General features: G+C 45.0%; 14 protein-coding genes and 1 riboswitch. Of the genes, 6 read left to right on the top strand and 8 right to left on the bottom strand.

The window, feature by feature from the left end:
- Positions 1 to 123 precede the first annotated feature (123 nt).
- The 5 genes from H580_RS0105545 to H580_RS0105525 all read right to left on the bottom strand — a co-directional run bounded on the left by H580_RS0105545 (position 124) and on the right by H580_RS0105525 (position 5019).
- Entirely contained in the window at positions 124 to 630 is a 507-nt protein-coding gene (locus H580_RS0105545) for a hypothetical protein (protein ID WP_028593907.1), read from the bottom strand.
- A 257-nt stretch (positions 631 to 887) separates the two neighbouring features.
- The gene (locus H580_RS0105540) at positions 888 to 1883 is read right to left on the bottom strand and encodes a polyprenyl synthetase family protein (RefSeq protein WP_028593906.1); all 996 of its coding nucleotides are present in this window, start codon (positions 1881 to 1883) and stop codon (positions 888 to 890) included.
- Positions 1870 to 2352: a hypothetical protein gene (locus H580_RS23480; protein WP_036604686.1), complete on the bottom strand. Its 483-nt coding sequence runs from the start codon at positions 2350 to 2352 to the stop codon at positions 1870 to 1872. Before H580_RS23480 ends, H580_RS0105540 begins: the two co-directional genes overlap by 14 nt.
- Before the next feature lie 93 nt (positions 2353 to 2445).
- The gene (locus H580_RS0105530; RefSeq protein ID WP_028593905.1) at positions 2446 to 4323 is read right to left on the bottom strand and encodes an FAD-dependent oxidoreductase; all 1878 of its coding nucleotides are present in this window, start codon (positions 4321 to 4323) and stop codon (positions 2446 to 2448) included.
- Between the two features lie 192 nt (positions 4324 to 4515).
- On the bottom strand, positions 4516 to 5019 hold the full coding sequence (locus H580_RS0105525; protein ID WP_157282707.1) for an FMN-binding protein: 504 nt from the start codon (positions 5017 to 5019) through the stop codon (positions 4516 to 4518).
- A gap of 357 nt (positions 5020 to 5376) precedes the next feature.
- Between H580_RS0105525 and H580_RS0105520 the strand changes: the two genes are divergently transcribed.
- Positions 5377 to 6057: a queuosine precursor transporter gene (locus H580_RS0105520; protein WP_028593903.1), complete on the top strand. Its 681-nt coding sequence runs from the start codon at positions 5377 to 5379 to the stop codon at positions 6055 to 6057.
- Between the two features lie 452 nt (positions 6058 to 6509).
- Here H580_RS0105520 and H580_RS23475 read toward each other — a convergent pair whose 3' ends face one another.
- Complete coding sequence (locus H580_RS23475) at positions 6510 to 6743, bottom strand: DUF1272 domain-containing protein (RefSeq protein WP_084508985.1); 234 nt, start codon at positions 6741 to 6743, stop codon at positions 6510 to 6512.
- A 154-nt stretch (positions 6744 to 6897) separates the two neighbouring features.
- Here H580_RS23475 and H580_RS0105510 point away from each other — a divergent pair, with 154 nt between their 5' ends.
- The gene (locus tag H580_RS0105510; RefSeq protein WP_028593902.1) at positions 6898 to 7317 is read left to right on the top strand and encodes an Lrp/AsnC family transcriptional regulator; all 420 of its coding nucleotides are present in this window, start codon (positions 6898 to 6900) and stop codon (positions 7315 to 7317) included.
- Positions 7318 to 7410: 93 nt separating this feature from the next.
- Here the strand turns inward: H580_RS0105510 and H580_RS0105505 are convergent, their stop codons facing one another.
- The gene (locus tag H580_RS0105505; protein ID WP_028593901.1) at positions 7411 to 8166 is read right to left on the bottom strand and encodes a ZIP family metal transporter; all 756 of its coding nucleotides are present in this window, start codon (positions 8164 to 8166) and stop codon (positions 7411 to 7413) included.
- Between the two features lie 122 nt (positions 8167 to 8288).
- Positions 8289 to 8846 (bottom strand): YbgA family protein, encoded by a 558-nt coding sequence (locus H580_RS25385; protein WP_028593900.1) that lies wholly within the window; start codon positions 8844 to 8846, stop codon positions 8289 to 8291.
- Between the two features lie 196 nt (positions 8847 to 9042).
- Positions 9043 to 9158, top strand: a riboswitch (TPP riboswitch).
- A gap of 229 nt (positions 9159 to 9387) precedes the next feature.
- Here H580_RS25385 and H580_RS0105495 point away from each other — a divergent pair.
- The 4 genes from H580_RS0105495 (at position 9388) to H580_RS0105480 (ending at position 12485) form a co-directional block, all read left to right on the top strand.
- The gene (locus H580_RS0105495) at positions 9388 to 10422 is read left to right on the top strand and encodes an ABC transporter substrate-binding protein (protein WP_028593899.1); all 1035 of its coding nucleotides are present in this window, start codon (positions 9388 to 9390) and stop codon (positions 10420 to 10422) included.
- A gap of 120 nt (positions 10423 to 10542) precedes the next feature.
- Positions 10543 to 10833: a thiamine-binding protein gene (locus H580_RS0105490; protein WP_028593898.1), complete on the top strand. Its 291-nt coding sequence runs from the start codon at positions 10543 to 10545 to the stop codon at positions 10831 to 10833.
- Entirely contained in the window at positions 10833 to 11606 is a 774-nt protein-coding gene (locus H580_RS0105485; RefSeq protein ID WP_028593897.1) for an ABC transporter permease, read from the top strand. The genes H580_RS0105490 and H580_RS0105485 overlap by 1 nt, the downstream gene beginning before the upstream one ends.
- Positions 11607 to 11705: 99 nt before the next feature.
- Positions 11706 to 12485, top strand: a complete 780-nt coding sequence (locus H580_RS0105480) for an ABC transporter ATP-binding protein (RefSeq protein ID WP_028593896.1) — start codon at positions 11706 to 11708, stop codon at positions 12483 to 12485.
- The last annotated feature ends 29 nt before the right edge of the window (positions 12486 to 12514 follow it).

Below are 12514 nucleotides of genomic sequence, written 5' to 3'. Positions count from 1 at the left end.
GGACCGTTCATCCGTCTATACATGTGTATAACGAGAAGCTTCGTTTTTCGCCAACTGCATGTTATGAATTTAGTCGTCATTTAACCGTCCTGCGCCATTTGTGAATTCAATCTTCAATCCGGATTATTCCTCCGTATGCTCTAACGCATACTCATAATCTTCAATATCGTAGATCGGAATTGGCACCTCATGCTGAATAAGTCGCTCCATGTATTCCAATTGGTCGGTCAGCAATGGGGCTTGCTCGCGCATGCAAGTAAGAATAAGCTCTGTTTCGATCGGATCAAAAGTTTCGCCGTACTGCATGCTGTCCATCCCATTAATGATGATAATAGATACATGCTCGTTAATGAGCAAAGGAGCGCTCTGCCGCCAAGGAATACCAAGTGCACGGTCAATCTTTTTCTTATTAAACGGTCTTTCGAACAGCTCGATCAGCAAGTCCACATGTGCCTTAGCATGCTGGTCATCTTCCGGATCAGGCATGATGCGCTCCCCTGTAATGCGGATCTCATACAATTCACTAATCGTTGAATATGGAATCATATATTCTACAGGCCGTTTCGGGACGAATAGGTGACCGTATACGGCTAACATGATTGCTTCAATTACGAATCGCCGTGGCTTCACATTTCGGTCCTCCTTTATGAACGCCCACCTATAAGCAATAGTATCGTGCAGGTGGTTTGTAAGGGACAATGTGAGTGCCGTTGTCCCACTTTTTATTTTACCATTGTGATTATACACGAAAAAGAGTCATTCATGCCGTATAACAGAAAGCTCTCCGCGCATGTACATCGTACACAAGCGAAGAGCTTATTTATATTTCCACAATATTGGTTCCTATTATGTTGTCAGCCGTACTCGCCAGTTGATGGCTGATGATATTAATACGTACGCTTCTCAAAATAATGCCACAACGTTTGCAAGTCTCGATGAGCGGGATAGTCAGCTAGCTGTTCGGTAATATCCCATGCGCGCTGCATAAAGGTGTGGCTTACTTCTAATGCTCGTTCTATTGCGCCGCTGTTTCGAATGAGCTTGATCGCTTCATCGAAGAGCTGATCGGGCGCTCCTTCGTGCAGCTTGCGTAAATGGCTTTCAATAGCAGGTTCCTCCATGGCCAGTAGTACTGGTAGGGTAACTTGTCCATTGCGCAAATCAGCTCCTGCTGGCTTGCCGAGTGCTTCTGCCGACTGCTGCAGATCGAGCACATCGTCTCGCACCTGGAACGCCATGCCGAGTTGATCACCGAATTCGTACAGCTGCTTAGCTACTTCTTCATCGGCTTCACTTGCTCTAGCTCCTAGATGCAGCGAGGTAGCCATAAGTATTGCTGTTTTATTTCGTGTCTTCTCCCAATATTGTTCCAAGGTGAGGTCAAAATTATAACGATTATCCATCTGCTGATACTCGCCTAGACACAATTGCGTCGTTGTTAAAGAAGCAAGCTCATCAATGTTACGGTCACGATCCTTCGTTCGAGCAGACAGCAGTTCCAATACGCGGCTCATCATATAATTACCAACCTGTACGGCTGTTTGTACGTTTGTTGTTTTGTGTAAGGAAGGCTGACCACGGCGGGTGTCAGCTTGATCTAGAATATCATCGTGTACAAGGGAGGCTGCATGAATGAACTCGCACACAGCAGCTAGTTGATATACATTAGTACGCTCAGGTTTAATTCCGAATCGGCTGCCGATGATAACCATGATGGGGCGGAGCCTTTTGCCTCCAGAACGAATGAGCTCCAGCACGCTCTTTCTGACAATAGAGCGGGATGCCACATCAGGATCGGCCGTGACGATACGCTCCAAATCACGGTTAATCTGCTTCATTGAAATTTGCAATTGGTCGGATAGGGAAGAGTTAGACAACGTCATACGTCACCTGCTTAAACGTTTGAGTCAATGGATACAGTTTCTTATATCGTTTAGTTATATATTTTACGGTTTGTTTGTGAATGTGGGCTTCATCCGTTTGCTTGCGCTCAGCACGCTTAATCTGTACTTGCTTAATGACAGGGGCGAGCTCGGCAATCAAGTCGATGAATCCATGGCGCAGGGCGAACTGCAAATAGAAACTCATAATAAAGTCTCCATCCAGCACAGAACGTCCAGCAGCTGCTGGGTCGGTAGGAAGTTGATCATGAATCCGCAAGGAAAGAAGGACAAGTGCATAGCAGCCAAGCAATGCTAGTCGTTCTTTATGAGCCATTTCAACATGATGCAAGCGAACGGCCATGTCTTGAAGTCTTATGTTGTATAGATCTGCGTTGAGCTGTATGCCGGCTTGTTGTGGAAGCTCTCGCTCTAGTTGTTCATACATGTCTTGAATGAATTGCGTTATCATGATCCCCCGCCTCCCGATAAAATAAGTAAAGTAATGTGCACGATGTACACATTACTTTGCTCCTATATAAATGAATATACTAATTACTACGGATTAGTCCGTGTAAAGGTACCATTTTTTTACGAAAGGTATGTTCTTCCAAATTCGTTTGAGATGCGGATACAAGTAGTAGTCGAGGCCAAGTGTGCTGCCTGAGCCGCCAATGAGAGCGATACCACCGAAGAAATACCACAGCATTTCAAATGGTGCCATACCTGATGTATAGATCATAACGCCCATTGCAATTGTGCCAAGCGACGCTAGCGATGTGAACAAGCCTAGGATTAGCATTGCCCCGAAAATAATTTCTGCGAACACCATTCCCGTTTGGAAAATAGACGCTAACGCCGTGTATCCTCCATCCGCTGTGTAGAAGAACATATCCATACTTCCGTCGACCATGCTCTTGAGGAAATCCGGAACCGGAATCGCTTCAACAGCTGTCTTTGCTGTTTGGACGGAAGAAGCAGCGGTATGCCCGTCAACGGTTTGCTGAACAGCTTCAATTGCTTGTGAAGCACCTGTCGTTCCATCGGCTGCTTTTGGCGGAATTAAGAAGATGTTCGATGGATTTTCCAACACTTTAGGAAGCTTCGCCAAACCTTCACTTAACCATTTGAAGCCTAGGAAAATACGAAGTGGAACGAGCCAGAAGTTCGGTGAACGCATCGCGAGATGTCCGCCTACGAAGCTGCGCTTATTTTTCACTTTAAAGAACTCATGTATTTTATAAGACCAAACTTTATGGAAGCCAAGCACTTGCAGGAAGTAGACGATATTAATCATATGCTTGAAGAACATCGCCATAAAGCCTGTGAAATGGAACATTTTCTTCGGTGTGCCAATAGCGGCAACCCCATATCGTCCACCGATACATACCATCGTACCATGGAACGTAGGTTTGTAAGATTTGTACTTACCTGTTTCTTTAATATCGGCCGTAATGTTGTGAGCGATTAGTGTAGCAGAGTGCTCTGCATTTTCAACCATTTGCGGTACAGGACGTTCTTCGCCTTCTGGCACATAGAAGATGTTGTCACCAACAACGTATACATTTTTATGATCAGCCGATTGCAGCTTGTCATTCGTGACGATACGCTTGCGGCCATTTTGCTGTACATCAAGGTTACCAACTAGTTCCGAACCTTCCACGCCAGCAGTCCAGACGATTGTCTGTGCTTGCAGTTCGCCTTTATCACCAAGCACGACAGAGTTCTCCGTCACGCCTGTAATCTTCGCACTCGTAATCATTTCCACGTTCATTTTTTGCAAATACTTCTCAGACTTCTTAATAAGCTTGTCCGGCAAAATAGGCAGAATCTTCGGTGCCATATCGGCTACGACGAGTCGCACATCTTTCGGATCGATATGATATTCGTGGCATAGCTCATCACGATATTCTGCAATTTCACCAATTAGCTCAATACCTGTAAAGCCTGCTCCAACGACGACAAACGTCAGCATCTGTCTGCGTTTCTCTTCATCTAGCTCTTTCGAAGCAAGGTTGAACATATCGCGAATTTGGCGCTTCAATTTCACGGCATCATCGAACGACCATAGTGTCATTGCATGCTCTTCAGCACCTGGAATGCCGAAGAATGTAGGCTTACAGCCGGTACCGATAACAAGATAGTCGTAGTCATACGTTTTCTTGCTTCCTTTTAGCGATTGGCCATCAAAGTCGATCTTTTTAATTTCATCTAATACGACATCAACTTTACGTCCTGCAAAGATCTGCTTCAGATCCATCTTGATCGCTTCTTCATCAACACGACACGCTGCTACTTCATGCAGCTCCGTCATCATCGTATGGTATGGATGGCGGTCGATAAGTGTAATGCTAACGTCTTTATGCTTCGCTAAACGCTTCGCCAGCTTTTTCGCTGTTAAGACACCACCATAACCGCCACCGAGTACAACGATTTTCTTCATGGTATTTGGTCACCCCTAAAATGTTTAGTGTCCAATTGGACTTATCATGCTAGTGATATAGTGGAAAGGTTCAAATTTAAATCAATCTATACGTAAAAGGGAGCTCCGCTGCAGAAAAGGGGAGGACTCCACAAAATGTGAGATCCATACGTGCTTTCTCTACAGCGGAGCTGTCTCATGACTAGCATTTCATTATTTCGCGCTTGCAAGAGCCTCTTGAGCCAATTGAACGAACTCAGATACGTGAATCGACACGCCTGTTACTGCATCTGTTTTACCGTCTTCTTTTAACACGATAGCTGCTGGATCTTGCTTCTCAATAAGTGCTTTCTCCATCGATGCAGCTTGCTCATGCCAATGCGAACTGCCTCCGCCTTTTACCATGTCATAGCGGCCATCTTGAGATTGGACTTTTTTCGTGTCTCCACCATCTTTATGGACTGCATCCCAGTTTACAGTTGCAATTTTACCGTCTTTAACGGTAACTTCTACAGTGCCTTTCCAGCCGGATTTGGCATCGAATTCTTTGCCTTCAGCACGATAAGAGCCGTCTTTGTACGCTGCTTGTTGTTCGGTTGTAGCTGGAGCTGTTGTTTCTGTTTTAGGAGCCGCGTCTTTCGCTTCTTCTTTCGCGCCACAACCAACGAGTAAACCAAATGCCATAGTTACTGCAAGGATCAATGAAAGTTTTTTCATGATTTCCCCCACCTTTTTAATTTGTAAATTTAAGTTATTATTACTTTGTGAAAAAAATATCTTACTAATTTCAAGTCCATTGTAGCACTTTCGCAATACGATTCAAGCCTTGAGAGGACGTATTTTGCATCATATTGAGAGATCGATAACAATGTTCAAATTTTCATCACAATTCCAGAAATATACGCAAAATTAGCGCTAAATTACTATGATAAATATCACAATTCCAGCGGAAAACAAAAAAATATTGGCGCTCTATTTTAATTGTGATATAGTTACTCATTGTGCTCATACAATGTGCGATATGCACCGCGGTTCGTAACCATCCCGCGATATCAAAACTAGGAGGAAATCCATATGTTTAATTTTTATTGGGGGATACTGTTCGTTCTCGTGAACTTCGTATTTTTCCTACTCTGTTACCGTCAATTCGGTAAAGCTGGGATGTATGCATGGATCGGGGTTATGACTGTTCTTGCTAACATCCAAGTAACAAAGACGATTGAAATGTTTACAATTGTGATGACGCTAGGCAATACGGCGAATGCCACCTTGTTCCTCACAACAGACTTGTTAAATGAGAAGTATGGACCGAAGGAAGCGCGCCGCGCTGTATGGTTTGGGTTCTTTACGCTTATTATGACGACAGTCCTGATGCAGCTTGTACTTGTGTTTGAACCACAAGGAGATTTGACGATGCAGCATGCGATGGAATCGATCTTTGGATTGATGCCGCGTATCGCAATCGGAAGCTTGACGGCTTACTTTATTAGTCAGTTCTTAGATGTGAAGCTGTTTAGCATCATCAAGCAGAAGTTCGATAAGCCGAATCAGCTGTGGATTCGCAGTAATGTAAGTACGGGACTAAGTCAATTGGCAGATTCGTTCGTATTTTGCTTTATCGCTTTTGCGTTCGTTTTCCCATGGGATGTATGGTTTGAGATTTTCATTACAACGTATGTAATCAAACTAATTGTATCGATTGCATCGACACCGTTCCTGTACTGGGCGCGCAACATTCGCACGCGTGAGTGGTAGATGGTGTTTGTGAATATAAATGAAAATAGAAAATGAAAGAGCAATCTTACCCTATAGCGGATAAGATTGCTCGATGTAGTAGAGGGCAGCTATTTGGCTGCCTTTTTATTTGTTAGTTGGGTCTGTTTGTTTTTGGTTGTCTTCCGCTATTTTCCCATCATCTTATACGTCTTCCCTAACGGTTGCCATGGACGCTATTTCCGTGATATTGCACGCTATGGTAATGTAACGGTTGTAGGCGAGCTTATTTAAGTCAAATGGGCGAATGAACACGCTCTATCCCACAAATAAGCACCGTGACAACCGTTAGCATTCAAAATACAGTCGTTTAGCCTAAATAGGCTCCGTGGCAACCATTAGCCCAATTTAATTGCCCCATTCACTTTAGGAATGCATATGGTTATTCAATAAGTATCAATTTATTTTCACATTTGAGCCTTTACACGAAGCATTCAGTAAGGAAGCATCCCATATGCACTCCATCCACTGCGATTTGCTGTTTTATGTGCCGACATGGCAGGCTGAGGTCTCCGAACGAGCTCTCCGCTGCAAGTCGAACAAGTATGCTCCAGTACATCCGCACAAGATTCACAATACGTACATTCTTCAACACATATATAGGCTGCGCCGTTCTCTTGAATACGCTGGCTGCATCTTTTGCAATTCGTCATCATCTTTAGTGTCATTTTAAGTTCCCCCTCGAACATGTATTCGTTATACTAAAAGTATATGAATTACAGGAAAGAACTTACATAACATTTCGAAGGTGTTTCAGCCTCGAAACTAAATATTTTTAGCTATATTGCGATCAAACCTAAAAAAATAAAGGAGAACGTCAAGATGGATCATATTGATGAAAAAGTGCTGCGTATCCTCCAAGAGGACGGACGTATTTCCATGACCAAGCTAGGTCAGATGGTGAATCTTTCGACTCCAGCGGTTACGGAACGAGTGCGGAAGCTGGAAGGTGCTGGCGTAATTGAGGGGTATCGTGCTATCGTCAATCCTGAGAAATTAAACAAAAGCTTTACCGGATTTATTTTGTTTGAAACGAAAAAAATGCTCGCGTTCCAACAAGTTTGCCAACAGTCACCTATTGTTATGGAGTGCCACCGCGTTACGGGACAATATTGCTATATCGTTAAAATTGTGGCGGAGTCCATTCATGACGTAGAGGCATTTATTGATGAGGTTTCAGAATATTCGGTATCTACAACGCTAGTCAATTTTTCGTCTCCAGTGAAGTTTAAGGCTATTTAACCGTTCTGGCGCTTGTTTCTGATGGTAAAAAAGACGAGATTGTGAGTAATCACAGCCTCGTCTTTTTGCTTGTCGTATCCAATATATTCACCATTAAACCCACTGCGTCAGAGCGAGCATCGTAATAATACCTGCAACGAAGGAAATGGTAGCTGAACGTTGATGCCCATCGCCATGACTTTCCGGGATAAGCTCTTTATAAATAATAAACAGCATCGCACCAGCGGCAAAAGATAGACCATAAGGAACGAGATTGCTCACGACTGAGCTTAAATAAAACCCCAGCAGTGCAGTAATAATTTCTACGCCGCCCGTTAAAGCAGCTACGCCTAGCGCCTTCCAACGGTTCACATTTTGAGTAACGAGGAAGAGAGCAACTAGAAAACCTTCCGGTGCATTTTGCAAGCCGATGGAAAAGGCAATTAACGGACCGAGCGCCTCACTTCCGCTTGCATAGCTGACCCCAACGGATAGTCCCTCAGGGAGATTGTGCAGCGTAATCGCTGCAATAATAAGCATCGATTTGTGGTCAATAGGAGCGTGAGCATGACCGCTTCCACTGCCTAAAGCATGTTCCATTTTTTCAAGATCTACATGAGGTACGATGCCTTCTAACCATAATAAAGTTAAGCAGCCCAGCATTAAGCCGAATGCAACGATCCATGTGTTGGATAAGCTTAGTGCCTCTGGAATAAGGCTGAACATCGAAGCGGAGGTCATAATCCCTGCCGTGTAAGCCAACAAAATATCACGCCAGCGATGGGTAACATTTTTCATAAATAAAATAGGAATTGCTCCGAGCCCCGTGGACATTGCGGAGACGGCACTTCCGATAAGTACATCTTGCATCGTTGAAATAACCCTCCTGTCTGTACATGAAGTCATGCCGCATGTATATGGTTATAGGTATAATGGATGTAACATAGTAGTTAGCGATTTGGACCGCAGTTCGAGCATGCTCATGCAGCTTATTACTGTTCTTCACTGTGATCTTGTTGATGTTGCTCGGCTAATCTTGTCAATCGTGTAAAGCTGTTAGCCATCGTTTGCTTAATATAGGCGACATCGTATTTTGCAGCTAACTCTTGAATAAGGGACAACAGCGGCACTGCTGCCTCGAATGCCTCTTGCTCAGAAGTCTCTGACTGCCAATCCACTGCCTCGAATGCCTCTTGCTCAGAAGTCTCTGACTGCCAATCCACTGCCTCGAATGTTCGCTGAAATAGGCTTCGTTCTTCTTCATGCACATGCTTGCTCACATATCCCCACATATGCTCAATCGAGGTTCGAAGGCCTTTCTTCGTATAGGGAAGAACGTTAAGTGTATGAGATATGCTATATATGGCTGCTTCATAATCGGTTGTAGTAGATGCATCGCGATAGCGAGCAGATATTTGTTTATAGGAAGCATACCCACGTGCCATCACATCATACTTGCTAGCCGCCCAGAACTGCTCGGCTCGCTTCTTTATTCGTTTCAGTACCGACTGATCGGAGCTTATAGGCTCGTTATTATTAGCATTACACATTACTCATTACATGTTCCTTTCGTAAAGGTTATGCACCACGTTATAACGATGATAGGTTAAAGTGAAGCTTTATAACATATGACGATCAAAGTCCTAGTACTATCATAATAGCATGAGTCGAACTTTGTTGAAATATCTGGACAATCCCTATAGGGAAGTCTATAATTACGAGTTGTAAACGTTTGTTTACGAGTGACTATAGCACTCGGGGAGCTGGAATATGGCCGGCTGAGAATGTATCCCATGAAGATACCGACCCTTTTAACCTGATCTGGGTAATGCCAGCGTAGGAAACATTGATTCAGTGAATATGGGATAGGGCGTCAAGTTGTACGTCCTGAGATAACATCTAAGAGAATGACTTCCAGAAATACGCGTGTCTGTTTGCAAGATGAACACCAGAGGCACATAGGAAATCATATGCACGATGGTTTGATCACCATACATTGAAATCCAATTACGCAGCGATGGCGTCCCGGAAGGGGCGTCTTTTTTGTTATCCATATCCAGAAAGATTCACCTACTTAAGGAGGTATATGAGATGCAATTTTCAAGTAAGCAGCGAGCAATCGCCGTTTTTTTAGTGTTCATGATGGGGCTAGCATTGGCGGCCTGTGGAGCAAAAGAGAAGCAAGCAACAGAGCCGAATGGACAAGCTGGTGAGGCAGCCAAATTGCGTGATGTGAAGATTGTGCTTGATTGGACGCCAAATACGAATCACACAGGTCTGTATGTCGCGAAGGAGAAAGGCTATTATGAGCAGGAAGGATTGAATGTGGATATTATTCAATCCACAGCTGGGGACCCGAATACGCTAGTTGGGTCTGGTGAAGTTCCGTTCGGCATTTCTGTACAAGAGTCATTGACGCAAGCGCGTTCGCAAGGAGTACCAATCGTATCGCTAGCAGCGATTATTCAACACAACACATCTGGATTTGCTGCTCCGAAGTCCAAAGGGATCAAGTCACCAAAAGACTTTGAAGGCAAAAATTACGGCGGTTGGGGTTCTCCGGTAGAAGAAGCCATCTTGCGTACGGTAATGGAGCAAGCAGGTGCTGACTATCGCAAAGTGAAAAATATAAATATCGGCGAGGCCGATTACTTTACAGCCGTGAAGCGTGATATTGACTTTGCTTGGGTGTTCTACGGTTGGACAGGGATTGAGGCTGAACTGCGCGGCGAGCCGGTTGATATGCTCTATATGAATGAGTTTGCGAAAGAGCTGGATTTCTATACACCTGTCATTGCAACGAATGAAAAGTTGATTGCGGAAGATCCTGAGCTAGTAAAAGCCTTTATGAAAGCAACCGCGAAAGGCTATCAAGATGCGATGGAGAAGCCGGAGGAAGCGGCAGACTTGCTGCTTAAGGCTGTGCCGGACTTGAACAAAGAGCTTGTACATGCTAGTCAAAAGTGGCTTGCCACGAAGTATCAAGACGATGCCCCGCGTTGGGGCGAGCAGAAGCGCGAAGTATGGGAAAACTATACGAAGTGGCTTGTGGACAACAAGCTGATGGAGAAGTCGATTGATGTGGACAAGGCGTTTACGAATGATTTCTTGCCTAGTGCCAAGTAATTGTGAAAATAGAAGTAAGTTTAACTTAGTGATGATGCAGTTGAATATATAATAAGCCTTATTGTTGATATTGTTGATTCAATAGGGCAGCGTACCTTTATTGAGGAAAGGAAGATGAACATGGCAAACAGTTTAGTAAGTGTTCAAATTATCCCGAAAACACCAAATGGTGAGGACGTTATCCCTTATGTAGACCGTGCAATTGCTATTATTGAAGCATCAGGTGTGAACTATCAAGTGAATCCATTGGAAACGACAATGGAAGGGGAGCTCTCCACATTGCTGCGTGTCATTGAACAAATGAGTGAAGCGATGGTCGAGATGGGCTGTGCAAGTGTGATGTCACAAGTGAAAATCGTGTACAATCCAAGCGGCATCAGTATGGATAAACTGACGGAGAAATACCGTTAATGCTGCGCAGGAAAATGGTACAAGTCGGACCGCCCTTAGTGGCGGTTCTTCTGCTCCTAATTGTATGGCAAGTTACCGTATCGGTGTTCGATATTGAAAAATGGATGCTGCCAAGTCCATCCGATATTGTACGAGAAGCGATAAATAATTGGGAATCGCTGCTAGGTCATACTTGGGCGACGCTTAAGCTGACACTAGTTGGTTTCGGCATTGGTTCAGCTATAGGGCTACTCGTTGCGATGGTGCTGCATCCTGTTCCGATAATAAGAAGAGCTGTGTATCCCTTAATTATTATTAGTCAAAATGTACCGACGATCGCCTTGCTTCCACTGCTTATGATCTGGTTCGGATTTGGCTTGCTGCCTAAAATAATAGTGATCGCACTTGTTTGCTTCTTCCCGATTACCATTGCCACGATGGATGGGTTATCTCGTACGGATCGCATGATGCTCAATTATATGAGAATGGCTGGGGCGAGCCGTATGCAGCTGTTCTGGAAGCTGGAGCTGCCGCATGCGCTGCCTTCGATGTTTTCCGGATTGAAAATTGCTGCTGCGTATAGCGTTATGAGTGCCCTTGTAGCGGAATGGATCGGAACCGATAAAGGGATCGGCCATTATATGCTGCTGCAGCAAGCCGCCTATCGTACCGATCGCATGTTCGTTGCTATCGTCATCGTTGTGCTGCTGGGCGTCATATTGTTCCATGCCATTCAGTTTATTGAGCGTAAGCTTATTCATTGGCAAGGACAGCGTTCCACGGATGAAGAGTAGAAGGGGGCGATGAACATGCTGAATGAAGATAAGACGAAGTTCAATCCGAACAATGAGGGAGACGGGCAACAACAAGCGCAAGAACGATTACAACAACAGATGCAGCAATGTGCTGCTGACAGCAGCTCTCCATTGGCTTTGCATATTGATCAGGTCGATATGTCGTTTAAAGGAGCAAAAGGGAGGGTGCAAGTGCTAGATGGCATCTCCTTATCCGTCCGAAAGGGTGAATTCGTATCCTTGCTAGGGCCTTCTGGTTCTGGTAAAAGTACGTTGTTCCACTTGATAGGTGGGCTGTTAAAGCCCGAAGCTGGCAATATATCCATTCATGGCAAGTCGGTAGTGGGCGAGACAGGCCATGTCAGTTACATGCCCCAGCAGGCGGCGCTGTTCCCGTGGCGTACGATTGAGGACAATGTCATCCTCGGTCAAGAGATTGCGGGACGCGGGAAACGCGAGCTGCGAGCTGAGGCTCGCGAATGGTTGCGCAATGTCGGGCTCGCAGGCTATGAGCGGGCTTATCCGCATATGCTGTCCGGCGGTATGCAGCAGCGTGCGGCATTTCTGCGTGCGCTGCTGAGCCCGCATGAGCTGATGCTGCTCGATGAGCCTTTCAGCGCTTTAGACGCGCTAACGCGCAGCGATATGCAGCGTTGGCTTGTGGAGCTGTGGGAGCGTCATCGCCGCTCGGTGCTGTTTATTACACACAGCATCGAAGAGGCTTTGCTATTGTCCGACGCTATCTATGTATTAAGCGCGCGACCTGCTAGTGTGGTGCAGCGAATGGATGTGCCTTTTGCACGTCCTCGTCGTGAAGAGCTGCTGAGCAACCCACAATTTTTACGCTTGAAGCAAGATGTTCAGGCGCTGCTTCGGTAAAGTGCAGAGAGCGTGACTGCGTGTATAAG

The organism is Paenibacillus assamensis DSM 18201 (genome assembly GCF_000422445.1).
Lineage (GTDB): Bacteria > Bacillota > Bacilli > Paenibacillales > Paenibacillaceae > Paenibacillus_B > Paenibacillus_B assamensis.
The sequence above is the reverse complement of the archived record's forward strand: the minus strand, read 5'-3'. Positions and strand labels throughout refer to the sequence as shown.

Bases quoted from the DNA above. Each gene is read 5' to 3' on its own strand.
- H580_RS0105540 (WP_028593906.1), bottom strand. From the start codon at position 1,883: ATGACGTTGTCTAACTCTTCCCTATCCGACCAATTGCAAATTTCAATG.
- H580_RS23480 (WP_036604686.1), bottom strand. From the start codon at position 2,352: ATGATAACGCAATTCATTCAAGACATGTATGAACAACTAGAGCGAGAG.
- H580_RS0105530 (WP_028593905.1), bottom strand. From the start codon at position 4,323: ATGAAGAAAATCGTTGTACTCGGTGGCGGTTATGGTGGTGTCTTAACA.
- H580_RS0105525 (WP_157282707.1), bottom strand. From the start codon at position 5,019: ATGAAAAAACTTTCATTGATCCTTGCAGTAACTATGGCATTTGGTTTA.
- H580_RS0105520 (WP_028593903.1), top strand. From the start codon at position 5,377: ATGTTTAATTTTTATTGGGGGATACTGTTCGTTCTCGTGAACTTCGTA.
- H580_RS23475 (WP_084508985.1), bottom strand. From the start codon at position 6,743: ATGACACTAAAGATGATGACGAATTGCAAAAGATGCAGCCAGCGTATT.
- H580_RS0105510 (WP_028593902.1), top strand. From the start codon at position 6,898: ATGGATCATATTGATGAAAAAGTGCTGCGTATCCTCCAAGAGGACGGA.
- H580_RS0105505 (WP_028593901.1), bottom strand. From the start codon at position 8,166: ATGCAAGATGTACTTATCGGAAGTGCCGTCTCCGCAATGTCCACGGGG.
- H580_RS25385 (WP_028593900.1), bottom strand. From the start codon at position 8,846: ATGTGTAATGCTAATAATAACGAGCCTATAAGCTCCGATCAGTCGGTA.
- H580_RS0105495 (WP_028593899.1), top strand. From the start codon at position 9,388: ATGCAATTTTCAAGTAAGCAGCGAGCAATCGCCGTTTTTTTAGTGTTC.
- H580_RS0105490 (WP_028593898.1), top strand. From the start codon at position 10,543: ATGGCAAACAGTTTAGTAAGTGTTCAAATTATCCCGAAAACACCAAAT.
- H580_RS0105485 (WP_028593897.1), top strand. From the start codon at position 10,833: ATGCTGCGCAGGAAAATGGTACAAGTCGGACCGCCCTTAGTGGCGGTT.
- H580_RS0105480 (WP_028593896.1), top strand. From the start codon at position 11,706: ATGCAGCAATGTGCTGCTGACAGCAGCTCTCCATTGGCTTTGCATATT.